Here is a 13,772-nt window from a genome sequence, read left to right as displayed (position 1 = left end):
GTCTCCACAGGCCACCAGGGGCGCTGTGGAGGGTTCAACATCGCGTCAGTTCTTGAACGCCGAGTGCTTGTGGCCCTGGTCGCACAGGGCGAACACCACCACCAGCACGGCGGCGACCGCGAGGATGATCACCACGCCGTCGGTGGAGTGAGTGGCCGAGGCGGTGACCAGGGACAGAGCCCCCAGCGGCGCCAGGCCGCCGGCAATCGCGGTGCCGATTTCGCGCCCGGTGCCAAAGCCCGAGGAGCGGGTGGCGGTAGGGAACTGGCGGCTGAGGAACGAGCCCTGGGGCGCGAACATCATCGGCGCCAGGATGCCGGTGCCGACGCCGATGGCGATGTAGATCATCAGGCTTTCACCGGTGTTGAGCAGGGCCAGGAACGGGTAGGCGAACAGCACCGAGAACACCCCGCCGAGGATCAGTACGGTTTTGCTGCTCCACTTGTCGCACAGCCAGCCGAAGAACGGCACGGCGACGATGGCGATCAGGCTGGCGATGGTCACCGACAGCGAAGTGACGTGCACATCGACGTTCTTGTACTGGGTCAGGTAGGCCAGGGAGAAGGTCTTGAAGATATAGCTCAGGGCGTTGTAGCCAATGGCGACGAAGAACACCACCGCCAGGCCCTTGAGGTCGTTCTGGAGCAGTGCCTTGAGTGGCGAGGCCTTGGCTTTGCGGCTTTCCTTGCTCAGTTCCTTGAACTCCGGGGTTTCCGGAATGCTGTTGCGCACCCACAGGCCGACCGCCACCAGGACGATGCTGCAGACGAACGGAATGCGCCAGCCGCCGGCCAGCAGGAACTCGTTGCCGTTGATGGTCAGCAGGTAGATGGTCAGCGACGACAGCAGCAGGCCCAGGTTCAGCCCCAGTGCCGGCCAGGCGCCCTGGCTGCCGCGCTTGCCTTCGCTGGCGTGTTCATAGGAGGTGACCGCCGCGCCGGACAGTTCGGCACCGGCGCCCAGGCCCTGGATGATGCGGATCGCCACCAGCAGGATCGGCGCCCAGATGCCGATCGAGGCGTAGCTGGGGATCAGGCCGATCAGCGCGGTGCATACGCCCATCAGGCAGAAGGTCAGCACCAGCACCTGCTTGCGGCCGAACTTGTCCCCCAGGTAGCCAAACAGGATGCCGCCGAAGGGGCGGGCGATAAAACCGATGGCAAAGGTCGAGAAGGCCATCAGCGTGGCGCTTTTCGGGTTGCTGTTATCGAAGAAGATCTTCGAGAAGACGATGGCCGCCATGGTGGCGTAGAGGTAGAAGTCGTACCACTCCAGCATCGAGCCGAAGATGGTGGCCGCCGCGACCTTGCGCAGGCGTTTCTGGGTTTGTTGTGGGGTTTCCGCTGCAGTACTGCTGGTTTCAACTGCGCTCATTTCCGTACTTCCTCATGAATCATTGTATTTATTGTCGAGTTGACGTGAGTCGTGCTCGGCGCGCCCAAAAGGGCATACCGAGGTAAATCCGGGCGGCACAAGGCGTGCCGCGCCTGTGTTTCAGTCGGCCTGGAAAATCTTGTCGGCGATCATCGAACCAATGGGAATCGCCGAGGTGGCGGCGGGCGAGGGCGCGTTGCACACGTGCAACATGCGCGGGGTCTGGGCGAACAGGAAATCGTGCACCAGGCTGCCGTCACGCATCACCGCCTGGGCGCGAATGCCTGCCTCATAGGGCAGCAGGTCCTCGATCTGCAGGGACGGGCAGTACTTGCGGCACTGCTCCAGGTAGCCGGACTTGAACAGCGAGTTCTTCATCTCGGTGGTGCCGGAGCCCAGGTTCTGCCAGATGGTTTTCCAGAACCCGGGGAAGCTGGCGTACTGCGCCACGTCGCGCCAGTTGATGGAGAACTTGCGGTAGTTCTCCCGGCCCAGGCCCAGTACCGCGTTGGGGCCGACGGTGACGCTACCGTCGATCATGCGGGTCAGGTGCACGCCGAGGAACGGCAGCTCCGGGTCGGGGATCGGGTAGATCAGGTGATTGACGATGTTGTTCTTCGCCGCCGGCAGACGGAAGTACTCGCCACGGAAGGGGATGATCTGGTGGTCGATCTTCACCCCGGCCATCACCGCCAGGCGGTCCGATTGCAGGCCGGCGCAGGCCACCAGTTTCTTCGCCCGCCAGCTGCCGCCATGGCTGCTGACCGTGACGCTGTCGGCGCTTTCCTGGATGGCGGTGACGGTCTGGCTGAGGCAGATCTCGCCGCCCTCGCGGCGGATCACCCGGGCCATGGTTTCGCAGACTTCGCGGTAGTCGACGATGCCGGTGGCGTCGAGGAACAGTCCGCCGAGGCCGACGATGTTCGGTTCGCGCTGGCGCAGTTGCTCGGCATCCAGGCGCTCGACCTTCAGGCCGTTCTGTTGCGAGCGCTGGTACAAGGCCTCCATGCGTTCCATTTCCAAGGCATTGGACGCCACCAGCACCTTGCCGCAGACCTCGAACTTGATCCCGTGCTCGCGGCAGAACTGCTTGGTGGCCTCGGCCCCGCGCTTGCACAGGTCGGCCTTGAGGCTGCCCGGCGCGTAGTAGATGCCGGCGTGGATCACCCCGCTGTTGTGCCCGGTCTGGTGCCTGGCCAGGACGTTTTCCTTTTCCAGGATCACCAGCGAAGCGCCGGGCTGGCGCTTGAGGATCTCCATCGCCGTGGCCAGGCCGACGATGCCGCCGCCGATGATGCAAAAGTCGTAAGTCATTGTTCTTGGATACCTTGGCTCTGATCTGTTTAGGTCTGGTTATCAGGTTGTCAGACTAACTAATCCGACAAAATCCCGCGCTGCAGCGCTTGAAGCCTCAAGCGTGCCGCTGTGCTTAATCGATAGTGGGCAGCTCCAGGCCCAGGCGCTTGGCCGCAGCGCGCAAGTGGGCATCGGCGCAGCCGGCCGCGGCCTGGCGGTCGCCGGCGGCAATCGCCTGGTACAGCGCCTGGTGTTCCTGGGTGGCATCGGCGGAACCGCCGACCATGCGCAGCGCCGAGTTCTCCCAGGCGGCCTTGCGGGCACTGGTCAGCTGGCTGCGCAGAAAATCATGGAAGGCCACGAAATAGTCGTTCTTGCTGGCCTCGGCGATGGCCCGGTGAAACTCCACGTCGGCCAGCCCCGCGGCTTCGAAATCACTGCGCTTGTCGTGCATTTCCTGCAGGGCCTGCTGCATCCGTTGCAGGTCGGCGGCGTCACGGCGCTGGGCGGCGATCGATGCCGCCTGGGTTTCGATCCACAAGCGCATCTCGAACATCTGCGCCAGGTCCGGCAAGCGCCCGTTGCCCTGGGGAAAACGGAACACGGTGCCGGCCGGGGTCTTGGAAATATACGAACCCAGGCCCCGCCGGGCGATCAGCACACCGTCGGCCTTGAGCTGGGCGATGGCTTCGCGAATCACCGAGCGGCTGACGTTCAACTGCTCGGCCAGTTGCTGCTCGGTCGGTAGGCGCGATTCGGGGGCCAGGCGGCCGGAATCGATCTCGCTGCGGATCGCATTGACCACGCGGACAACGAGGGAGTCAGGTCGCTGGAGTTCGAGCATGGGAAGGAAAAACCGTGGCAGTCAGGTTGTCAGACAATAGCCGTTGAGATTTTTTGCTGTCAAGAAAAAACCACGGTGCAAGGGCGGGGCCGTCGTGGCCAATCCGGGTTCAGGCCGTCAGGTGGCAGCTGAAAATCAGGTCGTCGAAGTCTTCGCCGCCCTGGCGGAAGGCTCGCTCGTCGCGGCGCAGGAAGACGAAACCGCACTTTTCCAGGACCTGGCAGGAGGCGGCATTGCCGTCGGTGACGGTGGCCATCAGGCGCTTGATGCCCAGGTGTTGGCCAGCGTGCTCCATCAGCCCGCGCAGCGACTCCGCGGCCACGCCCCGGCCTTGGTGATGGCGGGCCAGGAGGTAGCCGACCTCGGCTTCGGCGGCGTCTCGGTCGCTGATTCGCAGGCCGGTGAGGCCCAGGTCCTCGCCGCTCTGGCGGTCGCGGATCACCAGGCACAGCCAGTGTGTCGAGTCGAAGTCCCAGCGCGGCAGGCGCGAGGTGAAGCGTTCCTCGATCTGGTCACGGGACAGCGGGTCGCAGACATAGCGCAGGTTGTCCGGGTCGCTGTGCAGGCTCAGAAACAGCTCCCAGTCATGGGTGCTCAAGGGGCGCAGGTGCAGGCGGGTGGTGTGCAGTTCCAGCATGAGAGGTCCCTGATCCATGGGCAGTAAAGATCTGGCGTACTTTAACGGAGAAAAGTCTGAACGCCGTCCCGGCAATATCGCATAAGATCCCGGGCCAGGGTTTTCAGGGACAGGGCAGGTAAAGGTGAACTGGGACGATCTGCGGTTTTTCATCGCTGTGGCCAATGCCAGCAACATCACCGACGCCGGGCAGGCGCTGAAGGTGTCCGCGTCGACGGTTTCACGCAAGATCCTGGTGCTGGAGCAGGCCTTGAACGTGCTGTTGTTCATGAAGACCACCCAGGGCTATTTTCTCACCGAGGCCGGCCAGGCCTTGTTGCCCATGGCCCTGGAGGCGCAAGAGCGTTTCCAGCTGATGACGCGGCAGATGTCCCAGCCCGGTGCGCGCATGGCGGGCCTGGTGCGCATTGACTGCCCGGAGCTGATGGGCAGCCACCTGATCATTCCCGCGCTGGCGCAGTTTCGCCTGCAGCACCCGCAGATCAGCTTCGATTTCGTCAATGCTGCGCGTTCGGTCAAGCTCACTCAGAGCCACAGTGATCTGCTGCTGCGCCTGCAGCGGCCGGAGGCCGGCAACTTCACCCTGCGTCGGGTTGGCGAGCTGACCCAGGCCCTGTTCTGTTCCCCAGGTTATGCCTCGGCCCAGGGTTGCCCCGAGCAACCGGCGGACCTGGGCCAGCATTCGCTGATTGGCTGGAACCAGACACTGGAGCACCTGCCCCTGGCCCGCTGGCTGGACCAGCTCAGCGGCGGCCAGCCGCTGTGGATGCGCACCGGCAACCTGGAAGCGCAGCTCAAGGCGGTGCAGGCGGGGCTGGGGATCGCCGCCTTGCCGGTCTATATTGCCGAGCCTTTGGGCCTGCTCCGGGTGTTGCCCCAGACCCCGGTTCACCGTGCCGATATCTGGCTGTTGCGCAACCAGGCGACCCAGGGTCAGGAGCGGGTCGACCGGGTGGTGGCGTTTCTCTGTGAGCTGCTGGCGCGTCACGGGCTGCAGGGCGGGTGAGGGGCGCGAGCTAGGCGCCGCGCAGGGAGATCCACACGGCCACCGCCATCAACAGCAAGCCGAACAGGGCGTTCTGCGCCACCAGCAACCCCGGTCGGTCGCGCATCAGCACCTGCAGGCTGGAGCCCAGGCCGGCCCAGAGCAGGTGGCCGAACAGATTGACCGCGATCAGTGCGGCGCTGAGCACCAGCACCACGGCGCTGCCGGCGTCGGTGCCGGGGCTGAAGGTCGAGAACATCACCAGCAGCATCACCAGGCCCTGCACATTGCCCAGTTGCAGCAGCACGCCATCGCGAAAGCCCAGGGGCTCGTCCGGCGCGGCGGACAAGCCCCGCGAGCGCAGCAACAGGCGCAGGCCGCGCCAGAAAATGTACAGGCTGCCGGCCACCCGCAGGCCCCAGAGCCATTGCGGTTGCGCCGCCAGGCTGTGATACAGCCCCAGCCCCACCAGCAGGGCCAGCAGCCAGTAAGTCACATCGAGGCCGAGGATGAAGCGCAGCGAGCGGCGCACGCCGCTGCGGGCGCCGGAGCTGGCCACCATCAGGTTGCCGGGCCCGGCGCTCAGGGCCATGGGCAGCATGGTGGACAGCCACAACGGCCAGTTGATGTCGTGGATCGGGGGCACGGGCGGCTCCTGGAAGACGATGCGGATTGCACCGGCGCCAGCTTAAGGCGCCGCCTTGCGCGGGGTTACCACCAGGAATGGAAAACGGTTTTGCGCCCGCCGCTCATGGCTCGGCCGGGACTTGCAAGGCGCCCAGCAACCACTCGCAGAAGCTGCGGGTCAGCGGGCTGCCTTCGCTGTCGCGGTGAATCAGCCAGGCCCAGGTCGGGCCGCGCACGCTCTGTTCGCACAATGGGGCCAGCAAGCCCTGGGCCCGGGCCTGCTGGGTCAGCAACTGGCTGACCAGGGCAATGCCGTGGCCCGCGCAGGCGGCGTCCAGCAACAGGCCCGGGTCGGAGAAGTTCAGGCCGTTGCTGCGCTGGCCAATGTCCGCGCCGCCTTCCACCAGCCAATGGCTCCAGTCCATCTCCCGTTCGCCATGCAAGGTGGTGCGCAGCGCTTCGGGTTGCTCCAGCACGCTGGGGTGGCAGGCCGGGTACAGGCGATCGCTGTACAGCTCCAGGTAGCTGCATTCGGCCTGGGCGCTCAGGTCGTCGCGCAGGGTCAGGTCGATGGTCTGGGTGCTCATGTCCGGCGGCTCGAAGCTGGTGAACAGCCACAGGTCGACTTCCGGGTGCAGGCGATGGAACTCACCCAGGCGCGGCAGCAGCCAGTGGCGGGCGAAGGCCGGGCTGGTGTTGACCACCAGTTGGTTGGGCTTGCGGTACTGCTCCAGGCGGCGGATGCCCACCGCCAGTTGCTGCAGCAGCGACTGGGTGGTGCTGCGCAGATCGTGGCCGGCGTCGGTCAGGGTCACGCTGCGCCCGCTGCGGTAGAACAGCGGTTGTTCGAGAAAGTTTTCCAGGCTGCGGATCTGCTGGCTGATGGCCGATTGCGTGAGGTGCAGTTCCTGCGCCGCCTGGTGAAAGCTGCCCAGGCGCGCGGCGGCTTCGAAGCCGCGCAGGGCATTCAGGGGAGGCCAGTGTTTCAACATGATTGATAAGTCCAACTAATCAGAAATGGGCTAAATCTATCGTTTGTTGAGGTTTTTTCAAAGCCATAGCATGGGCGCCATGGTTCGGCCGGGTCGGTCGATTGATAACAAAACCTTACTTCAGAGGTGCAACGCCCATGCTTAGCAATGACAGTCAACACCCGGGTTGGAAGATGCCCGCCGAGTGGGTTGCCCACGCCGCGACCTGGATGGTCTGGCCGCACAACCAGGGGTTGTGGGAGTCGGTCTGGGGCGTGACCCTGGCCGAGGTGCAAGCGGATTTCGCCCGGGTGGCCAATGCCATTGCGCGCTTCGAACCGGTAAAGCTGGTGGTGGACCCCTCGGCCCTGGACAGCGCCCGGGCGCTGTGCACCGAGGCTGTGCAGTTGCTGGTGCAGCCGGTGAACGACAGCTGGTGCCGCGACTCCGGACCGACCTTCATCGGCCATCCGCAGCATGGGCTGGCCGGCGTCAGCTGGCGCTTCAACGCCTGGGGCGACAAATCGGCCCACGATCTGGACCGCAGCCTGGCCCGACGCCTGCTCGACGACCTGGGGCTGGACTGTTTCGGCACGCCCCTGGCCAATGAAGGCGGGGCCATCCATGTGGACGGCGAGGGCACCCTGATCACCACCGAATCGGTGCTGCTCAACCGCAATCGCAACCCGGGCCTGAGCAAGGCCGAGATCGAGGCGATCTTCCAGCGCCTGCTGGGGGTGCGCAAGACCATCTGGCTGCCCGGGGACCCGGACCATGTCACCGGCGACATGACGGATGGCCATGTCGATGGGATCTGCGCCTTTGCCCGTCCGGGTGTCTTGCTGGTGGACGCGACCCACGACCAGGGCTCGGTCTACGCCGAAGTGGTGCGCGAGAACCGCCGTGCGCTGGAGCTGGCCCGGGATGCCCAGGGCCGTCGTTTCGAGCTGATCGAGCTGTTCGAGGCCAGCGCCGCGGTGGACAGCCAGGCCGAGGTGTTCTGCGCCTCCTACACCAACTTCTACCTGGCCAATGGCGCGGTGATCATGCCGGCCTATGGCATCGCCGCCGACCAGGAAGCGGCCCAGGTGCTGGCCCGGGCCTTCCCCGGGCGGCAAGTGGTGCCGGTGCGGATCAACCACCTGGCCCATGGCGGCGGCGGTGTGCATTGCATCACCCAGCAGCAGCCGCGCTGGCCGCTGGAGGTGCAGGCATGAGCCGGTTGATCGTCGCCACCACCCAGATGCCCTGCACCTGGGACCTGCCCGGCAACCTGGAACGCGCCGAACAGCTGGTGCGCGAAGCAGCGGCCCGCGGCGCCCAGGTGATCCTGCTGCAGGAGCTGTTCGCTACCCCGTACTTCTGCATCGAGCAGCAGCACCAGCACCTGGCCCTGGCCGAGGAGTATGCCCAGAGCCGGGTGCTCCAGCGCTTCGCCGCCCTGGCCGGGGAGCTGGGGGTGGTTCTGCCCCTGAGCTGGTTCGAACGGGCCGGCACCGCCTATTTCAACTCCCTGAGCGTCGCCGATGCCGACGGCCGCCTGCTGGGGGTGTACCGCAAGACCCATATTCCCAACGCCGTGGGCTATCAGGAGAAGGAATACTTCAGCCCCGGCGACACCGGTTTCCGGGTCTGGGACACGGCCTTCGGCCGCCTGGGCATTGGCATCTGCTGGGACCAGTGGTTCCCCGAGACTGCCCGCTGCCTGGCCTTGCAGGGCGCCGAAGTGTTGCTGTTCCCCACCGCCATCGGCAGTGAACCGGGCAGTGCCGATCTGGACTCGCGGGATCACTGGCAGATGACCATGCGCGGGCATGCCGCGGCCAACCTGCTGCCGGTGGTGGCGGCCAACCGCGTCGGCCATGAAGTGGCTACCAGCGACCCGGCCCTGCACATGGATTTCTATGGCTCGTCGTTCATCTGCGACCACAAGGGCCGGCTCTTGGCCGAGGCCGACCGCGACAGCAGCGGGGTCCTGTTGCAGTCCCTGGATCTGGCCGCCATGGCCGAAGAGCGCCGCACCTGGGGCATCTTCCGCGACCGGCGACCCGAGATGTACGGGCCGCTGCTGAGTCTTGACGGGCAACACCTTCATTCACGCTGGAACGGCCGGGAGGCATGACATGCGAATCATAGGCAAACGCTGGAAACGCCATTGCGCCAGCTGGCTGGCCCTGGCCCTGGTCGCGCTCCAGGCCCAGGCCGAACCCGAGGACCAGACCCTGCGCCTGTACAACTGGGCCGACTATTTCGCCGCAGACACCCTGGCGCGCTTCACCGCCGAAACCGGGATCAAGGTGATCTACGACGTGATGGAGGGCAGCGAGGTGCTGGAGGCCAAGCTGATGACCGGCGGCAGCGGCTACGACCTGATCTTCCCCGGCGATACCGTGGCCGAGCGCCTGATGCGTGCTGGCAGCCTGCAGCAGCTGGACCCAAGCAAGCTGACCGGGCAGGACGATATCGAGCCCGGCCTCAAGCGCCTGCGGGCCCACTACCCGCGTGCCAGCCAGGCCACCGTGCCCTATACCTGGGGCACCATCGGCCTGACCTACAACGCCCGGCAGATCGCCGAGCGCCTGCCCGATGCGCCGGTCAACAGCCTGGACCTGCTGTTCAAGCCGGAGCTGGCGGCGCGCTTTGCCGATTGCGGGATCTCGCTGATCGATTCGCCGGACGAAGTACTGGCGGTGGCGCTCAACTACCTGGGGCGCGATCCGCGCAGCGCCAGGCCCGAGGACCTGCAGGCGGCCAGCCAACTGCTGGGCAAGCTGCGGCCGTACATCCGCAAGTTCCAGTCGCAGCCGGTGACCGACCTGGTCAATGGCAACCTGTGCCTGTCCCTGGGCTACAGCGGCGACATGACCCAGGCCCAGCGCGCGGCCGACGCCGCGGGCAAGCAGGTCGAGTTCCAGTACCGCATTCCCCGTGAGGGCACCACGGTGTGGATGGACACCCTGGCGATCCCCAAGGATGCCCGGCACCCGGAATACGCCTATGCCTTCATCAACTTTGTCACGCGGCCAGAGAACATGGCGGCCATCAGCAACTTCACCGGCTACCCCACGGCCAATGCCAAGGCGCGGCCGGCGGTCGATCCGCAGATGCGCAACAACCCGGATATCTACCCGGATGACGCCACCTTCGAACGCCTGATTCCCGGCCGCGACATCCCCCAGGCCGACATGCGCGCGCGCATGCGCACCTGGACCCAGTTCAAGACCGCCACCGCCGCCCGCCACTGACCGCGCGCGATGCGATTCGCCGGCAAGCCGGCTCCTACACTGCCACGTAGGAGCCGGCTTGCCGGCGAAGGCCCGCGCCGCGCCACCCCGAATCTTTTCCAGCAACGCCTTCGACAAGAGAACCGCCCCATGCCCACCCGACGTCAACTGATCAAACAGGCCTCGCTGCTGGCCGGTGTCGCCGCCATGACCACCCTCGGCCTGGGACCGCGCAATGCCCGGGCCCGCGAGCAGGACAACGGCTACCTGCCCGATGAAGGCGAGCCCCAGCAGCGGGCCTTCATGGCCTTCGGTGCCCAGGACGCCATCTGGGAGGACTTCACCGGCGACGTGCAGCAAGCCCAGGGGCGCATTGCCCGGGCGATTGCCGCCTATCAACCCTTGACCTTGTTCTGCCGGGCGCAGGAGCGGAGCCTGGCGGAGCAACTCTGCGGCTCGCACAACATCACCTTTGTCAGCACCGAACTGGACGACATCTGGATGCGCGACATCGGCGCCAACTTCATCGTTGATGCGCAAGGCGGATTGGGCGCGGTGGATTTCAACTTCAATGGCTGGGGCAACAAACAGCGCCACGCCAAGGACGCCCGGCTGGCGCGGCAGATGGCCGACGCCGCCGGTGCCCGCTACTGGCGCAGCGAGCTGGTGGGCGAGGGTGGCGGCATCGAAGTCGACGGGCACGGCACCGGGATCATGACCGAAAGCAGCTGGATCAACGACAACCGCAATCCTGGCTGGAGCAAGGCCGAGGTCGAAGAGGAACTCAAGGCTTGCCTCGGCCTGCGCAAGATCATCTGGCTGCCGGGGATCAAGGGCCACGACATCACCGACGCCCACGTCGACTTCTACGCCCGTTTCGTCAAACCGGGGGTGGTCGTGGCCAATCTGGACAACGATCCTGAATCCTACGACCACCAAGTGACCCTCAAGCACCTGGAGATCCTCCGTTCCGCCCGCGACGCCGATGGCCGCGCGCTGCAGGTGCACACCCTGTCGCCACCACTGAACCCGCGGCAGAACCGCTTCAGCCGCGACAACCCGGATTTCGCCGCCGGCTACATCAACTACTTCGTGATCAATGGCGCGGTGATCGCTCCACAGTTCGGCGACCGGGCAGCCGACGCCAAGGCCCACAGCCTGCTCGCCGGCCTGTACCCCGGGCGGCAGGTCATCGCGCTGGACATCGATGCGATCGCCGCAGGTGGCGGCGGGATTCATTGCGTGACCCATCAACTGCCCGAGGTTTGAGGCAGCCCATGAAGTGGTCTGGCGATGCTCATTGAATTGGCCTGATACAGCCAGCCACTCTGGGGCTAACCTGCGCGCTCTTCAATGACCGGGGCTGATCCCGGTGTGGATGATCAAGAGGAGCGCGCAATGAGCGATCAACAACCTGCGGTGACGGTACGGGCGATTCAGCCAGGGGATTACCAGCAATGGCTGCCGCTGTGGCTGGCCTATCAGGATTTCTATCAGGTGACGTTGAGCGAAGAGATCAGTCGCACCACGTTCGAGCGTTTCCTTGATGCCCAGGAACCGATGTATTCGGCGGTGGCGGTGCAGGGCGATGTAGTGATCGGCTTCGTCAACCTGGTGCTGCACCGTTCGACCTGGGCCGTCAGCGACTTCTGCTACCTGGAAGACCTGTACGTGGCCCCATCGATTCGCGGCAGCGGAGCGGGGAAGCTGTTGATCGAGTGGGTGCAGGCGCAGGCCAGGGAACGGCGCTGCGGGCGCTTGTATTGGCACACCCAGGAAAGCAACGAGCGGGCGCAGCGGTTGTATGACTGGGTGGCGTACAAGCCGGGGGTTATCGAGTATCGGATGGAGTTGTAAGGCGGGAGTGGTGACTGCCCCCTGCACAAAGCCAAGCGCGTTTACGCGCTGTTCGTAGGAGCCGGCTTGCCGGCGAAGAGGCCCGCGAGGCATGCAGCGCTTGGGCGGACGTCTTCGCTGGCAAGCCAGCTCCTACGCAGGGGCATGCGCCCAATCCAACCCTAATCCCCCTGCCGAAACACCAAAGCCTTCAACCCACACTGCGGATCGGCATCCGGAAACTCCGGCGGATTCTCCAAGCGCTGTTCAAAGCGCAGCCCCGGCGCCTCCTGCGTCACCCCTTGCAAAAGAAAGTCCACGCTGAACGCCGGGTCATTCATGCACGCCAATACGCAGCCATTGGCCGTCAGCAGTTCCGGCAGGCGCCGCAGCACCCGCGCATAGTCCTTGCCGAGGACAAAACTGCCTTTCTGGAACGACGGCGGATCGATGATCACCAGGTCGTAAGGCCCGCCTTGCTTGACCTTGCTCCAGGACTTGAACAGGTCATGCCCGAGGAAACTTACCCGACTGGTGTCATGGCCATTGAGCCGGTGGTTGTCGCGGCCACGGCTCAGGGCCGCCCGGGACATGTCGAGGTTCACCACGCGTTCGGCACCGCCAGCGATCGCCGCCACGGAAAAACCGCAGGTGTAGGCAAACAGGTTCAGGATGTTCTTGCCCCGAGCGTTGGCCCGTACCCAGTTGCGTCCATAGCGCATGTCGAGAAACAGCCCGTTGTTCTGCTTGCTGCCCAGGTCCACCTGGTAGCGCAGGCCCTCCTCGGTGATGGTGCAGGAATCCACCGGCTGGCCCAGCAGCCACTCGCCATGGCTGTCGGGCAGGTAGCGGTGTTGCAGCATCAGGCTGCGGGCGCCACTGGCGGCCCACTGCGGGGTCGAGCCCAGGTCTGTCAGCAGTTGCCGCAAGGCGGCCAGTTGCTCGGCCTCGGGTTCCTTGAACAGCGACACCAGCAGCACGCCCTGCAACCAGTCCACGGTCAGTTGTTCCAGACCCGGCCAGCAGCGGCCGCGGCCATGGAACAGGCGCCGGGTCTCGGTGGGCGCGGCGGCCAGGGCGGTCAGCAAGTGCTGGTTGAGGGTGGCAAGGGCGAGAGGTGTCATCAGCAGGGCCGGTCATTTTTCGGGGCGGCATTTAACCACGGGCGGGGCAGTATTCGCCAACCACGGGCCCGGCCCTTCGTGCTCAGTCGATGTCCTGCGGCTGGCCCGCGGCGCGCCAAATCGCCAGCCGCAGGATCAGCAACGCGGCCGTCCGGTCATGGTTGTGCCAGCGGTTTTCCACCCGGTAGACGGCGTTCGCAGGCAAAGCGGCGGTTGTCCCGGCCCTGGTAGCAGGCCAGGGCAAAGGTGTTGCCTTGGTCGTTGCAGTCCTGGTCGCTGAGTTTTTCGTCAGAGGATGGTGCTGGCCCATTTCTGGGTGCCGGCCAGGCGGCGTTTGACGCTGTTGATCCGCCATTGTCCGGCGACCCGCTTGAGCAGGAAGCGGTGTTCGTAGCACAGCGCCCGAACGGCCGGGTCGCGCATCAGCACTTGCGCCTGGGCGGGCTTGAGCCGTTCGCTGCCGAGCAGTTCATCGTCTGGTGAATAGGTCGTGGGAAAACCATAGGACGCGCGCGGATAGGCTCGTGGGCGCCGGGTGCAGAAACGTTCGATGAGCTGTTGCGGTTCGGCCCAGAAGCCGGCATCGAGCGCCTCATGGCCCGCCGCGTTGCCACGTTGTTCCCAGGCGGCCACGGCCAGGGTATAGGCGCGCACCTGGGTGACCGGGTCGACACTGCAGTCGCCGCCCTCCGGCGGCTCCGGCCAGGCCAGGCCAGGGGCTGGGGTGGAAGCCGGTGGTGCTCCGGCACCGGCTTGTTCGAGCAGTTGCATGACCCGGGCATGGGACCGCTCTTGGGCCAGGGACCAGGCGTTGCGCTGCTGAAAGTCCAGCGGTCGGGAATCCATTCGGTGAG

The 13,772-nt window shown here is 65.6% G+C and carries 14 protein-coding genes; 6 read left to right on the top strand and 8 right to left on the bottom strand.

What is annotated here, in order from left to right; genetic code table 11:
* Positions 1-45: 45 nt before the first annotated feature.
* The 4 genes from BLV47_RS17670 to BLV47_RS17655 all read right to left on the bottom strand — a co-directional run bounded on the left by BLV47_RS17670 (position 46) and on the right by BLV47_RS17655 (position 4,169).
* The gene (locus BLV47_RS17670; protein WP_092315657.1) at positions 46-1,374 is read right to left on the bottom strand and encodes an MFS transporter; all 1,329 of its coding nucleotides are present in this window, start codon (positions 1,372-1,374) and stop codon (positions 46-48) included.
* 120 nt (positions 1,375-1,494) lie between these two features.
* Positions 1,495-2,688: an L-2-hydroxyglutarate oxidase gene (gene lhgO, locus BLV47_RS17665; RefSeq protein ID WP_092315655.1), complete on the bottom strand. Its 1,194-nt coding sequence runs from the start codon at positions 2,686-2,688 to the stop codon at positions 1,495-1,497.
* A gap of 115 nt (positions 2,689-2,803) precedes the next feature.
* Positions 2,804-3,514 carry a FadR/GntR family transcriptional regulator gene (locus BLV47_RS17660; RefSeq protein ID WP_047303688.1) on the bottom strand — a complete coding sequence of 237 codons (711 nt, stop codon included), beginning with the start codon at positions 3,512-3,514 and terminating at the stop codon, positions 2,804-2,806.
* Between the two features lie 109 nt (positions 3,515-3,623).
* Positions 3,624-4,169 carry a GNAT family N-acetyltransferase gene (locus BLV47_RS17655; RefSeq protein WP_425272158.1) on the bottom strand — a complete coding sequence of 182 codons (546 nt, stop codon included), beginning with the start codon at positions 4,167-4,169 and terminating at the stop codon, positions 3,624-3,626.
* Between the two features lie 106 nt (positions 4,170-4,275).
* Here BLV47_RS17655 and BLV47_RS17650 point away from each other — a divergent pair, with 106 nt between their 5' ends.
* The gene (locus BLV47_RS17650; RefSeq protein ID WP_092315651.1) at positions 4,276-5,157 is read left to right on the top strand and encodes a LysR family transcriptional regulator; all 882 of its coding nucleotides are present in this window, start codon (positions 4,276-4,278) and stop codon (positions 5,155-5,157) included.
* A 10-nt stretch (positions 5,158-5,167) separates the two neighbouring features.
* Here the strand turns inward: BLV47_RS17650 and BLV47_RS17645 are convergent, their stop codons facing one another.
* Positions 5,168-5,782, bottom strand: coding sequence for a LysE family translocator (locus BLV47_RS17645; protein WP_092315649.1), 615 nt, complete (start codon positions 5,780-5,782; stop codon positions 5,168-5,170).
* A gap of 103 nt (positions 5,783-5,885) precedes the next feature.
* Positions 5,886-6,755, bottom strand: a complete 870-nt coding sequence (locus BLV47_RS17640; protein ID WP_092315647.1) for a LysR family transcriptional regulator — start codon at positions 6,753-6,755, stop codon at positions 5,886-5,888.
* 137 nt (positions 6,756-6,892) lie between these two features.
* On the opposite strand from BLV47_RS17640, the gene BLV47_RS17635 reads away from it, so the two are divergent.
* The 5 genes from BLV47_RS17635 (at position 6,893) to BLV47_RS17615 (ending at position 11,815) form a co-directional block, all read left to right on the top strand.
* On the top strand, positions 6,893-7,951 hold the full coding sequence (locus tag BLV47_RS17635; protein ID WP_092315645.1) for an agmatine deiminase family protein: 1,059 nt from the start codon (positions 6,893-6,895) through the stop codon (positions 7,949-7,951).
* Positions 7,948-8,856 (top strand): N-carbamoylputrescine amidase, encoded by a 909-nt coding sequence (gene aguB, locus BLV47_RS17630; protein ID WP_092315643.1) that lies wholly within the window; start codon positions 7,948-7,950, stop codon positions 8,854-8,856. The genes BLV47_RS17635 and aguB overlap by 4 nt, the downstream gene beginning before the upstream one ends.
* A 1-nt stretch (position 8,857) precedes the next feature.
* A complete protein-coding gene (locus BLV47_RS17625; protein ID WP_092315641.1) occupies positions 8,858-9,979 on the top strand; it encodes an extracellular solute-binding protein in 1,122 nt (373 codons plus the stop codon).
* A gap of 129 nt (positions 9,980-10,108) precedes the next feature.
* Positions 10,109-11,227 carry an agmatine deiminase family protein gene (locus BLV47_RS17620; protein WP_092315639.1) on the top strand — a complete coding sequence of 373 codons (1,119 nt, stop codon included), beginning with the start codon at positions 10,109-10,111 and terminating at the stop codon, positions 11,225-11,227.
* A gap of 129 nt (positions 11,228-11,356) precedes the next feature.
* On the top strand, positions 11,357-11,815 hold the full coding sequence (locus tag BLV47_RS17615) for a GNAT family N-acetyltransferase (protein ID WP_092315637.1): 459 nt from the start codon (positions 11,357-11,359) through the stop codon (positions 11,813-11,815).
* Positions 11,816-11,976: 161 nt separating this feature from the next.
* Here the strand turns inward: BLV47_RS17615 and BLV47_RS17610 are convergent, their stop codons facing one another.
* Together BLV47_RS17610 and BLV47_RS17605 are read right to left on the bottom strand one after the other, a co-directional pair.
* Positions 11,977-12,918, bottom strand: coding sequence for a class I SAM-dependent methyltransferase (locus BLV47_RS17610; RefSeq protein ID WP_092315635.1), 942 nt, complete (start codon positions 12,916-12,918; stop codon positions 11,977-11,979).
* 288 nt (positions 12,919-13,206) lie between these two features.
* The gene (locus BLV47_RS17605) at positions 13,207-13,764 is read right to left on the bottom strand and encodes an NTF2 fold immunity protein (protein WP_244168898.1); all 558 of its coding nucleotides are present in this window, start codon (positions 13,762-13,764) and stop codon (positions 13,207-13,209) included.
* Positions 13,765-13,772 lie beyond the last annotated feature (8 nt).

It is taken from the genome of Pseudomonas saponiphila, from assembly GCF_900105185.1.
GTDB classification, from domain to species: domain Bacteria; phylum Pseudomonadota; class Gammaproteobacteria; order Pseudomonadales; family Pseudomonadaceae; genus Aquipseudomonas; species Aquipseudomonas saponiphila.
The sequence above is the reverse complement of the archived record's forward strand: the minus strand, read 5'-3'. Positions and strand labels throughout refer to the sequence as shown.

Excerpts from the sequence above, each read along its gene's own strand:
- BLV47_RS17670 (WP_092315657.1), bottom strand. The coding sequence starts at position 1,374 with ATGAGCGCAGTTGAAACCAGCAGTACTGCAGCGGAAACCCCACAACAA.
- lhgO (WP_092315655.1), bottom strand. The coding sequence starts at position 2,688 with ATGACTTACGACTTTTGCATCATCGGCGGCGGCATCGTCGGCCTGGCC.
- BLV47_RS17660 (WP_047303688.1), bottom strand. The coding sequence starts at position 3,514 with ATGCTCGAACTCCAGCGACCTGACTCCCTCGTTGTCCGCGTGGTCAAT.
- BLV47_RS17655 (WP_425272158.1), bottom strand. The coding sequence starts at position 4,169 with ATGGATCAGGGACCTCTCATGCTGGAACTGCACACCACCCGCCTGCAC.
- BLV47_RS17640 (WP_092315647.1), bottom strand. The coding sequence starts at position 6,755 with ATGTTGAAACACTGGCCTCCCCTGAATGCCCTGCGCGGCTTCGAAGCC.
- BLV47_RS17635 (WP_092315645.1), top strand. The coding sequence starts at position 6,893 with ATGCTTAGCAATGACAGTCAACACCCGGGTTGGAAGATGCCCGCCGAG.
- aguB (WP_092315643.1), top strand. The coding sequence starts at position 7,948 with ATGAGCCGGTTGATCGTCGCCACCACCCAGATGCCCTGCACCTGGGAC.
- BLV47_RS17625 (WP_092315641.1), top strand. The coding sequence starts at position 8,858 with ATGCGAATCATAGGCAAACGCTGGAAACGCCATTGCGCCAGCTGGCTG.
- BLV47_RS17620 (WP_092315639.1), top strand. The coding sequence starts at position 10,109 with ATGCCCACCCGACGTCAACTGATCAAACAGGCCTCGCTGCTGGCCGGT.
- BLV47_RS17615 (WP_092315637.1), top strand. The coding sequence starts at position 11,357 with ATGAGCGATCAACAACCTGCGGTGACGGTACGGGCGATTCAGCCAGGG.
- BLV47_RS17610 (WP_092315635.1), bottom strand. The coding sequence starts at position 12,918 with ATGACACCTCTCGCCCTTGCCACCCTCAACCAGCACTTGCTGACCGCC.
- BLV47_RS17605 (WP_244168898.1), bottom strand. The coding sequence starts at position 13,764 with ATGGATTCCCGACCGCTGGACTTTCAGCAGCGCAACGCCTGGTCCCTG.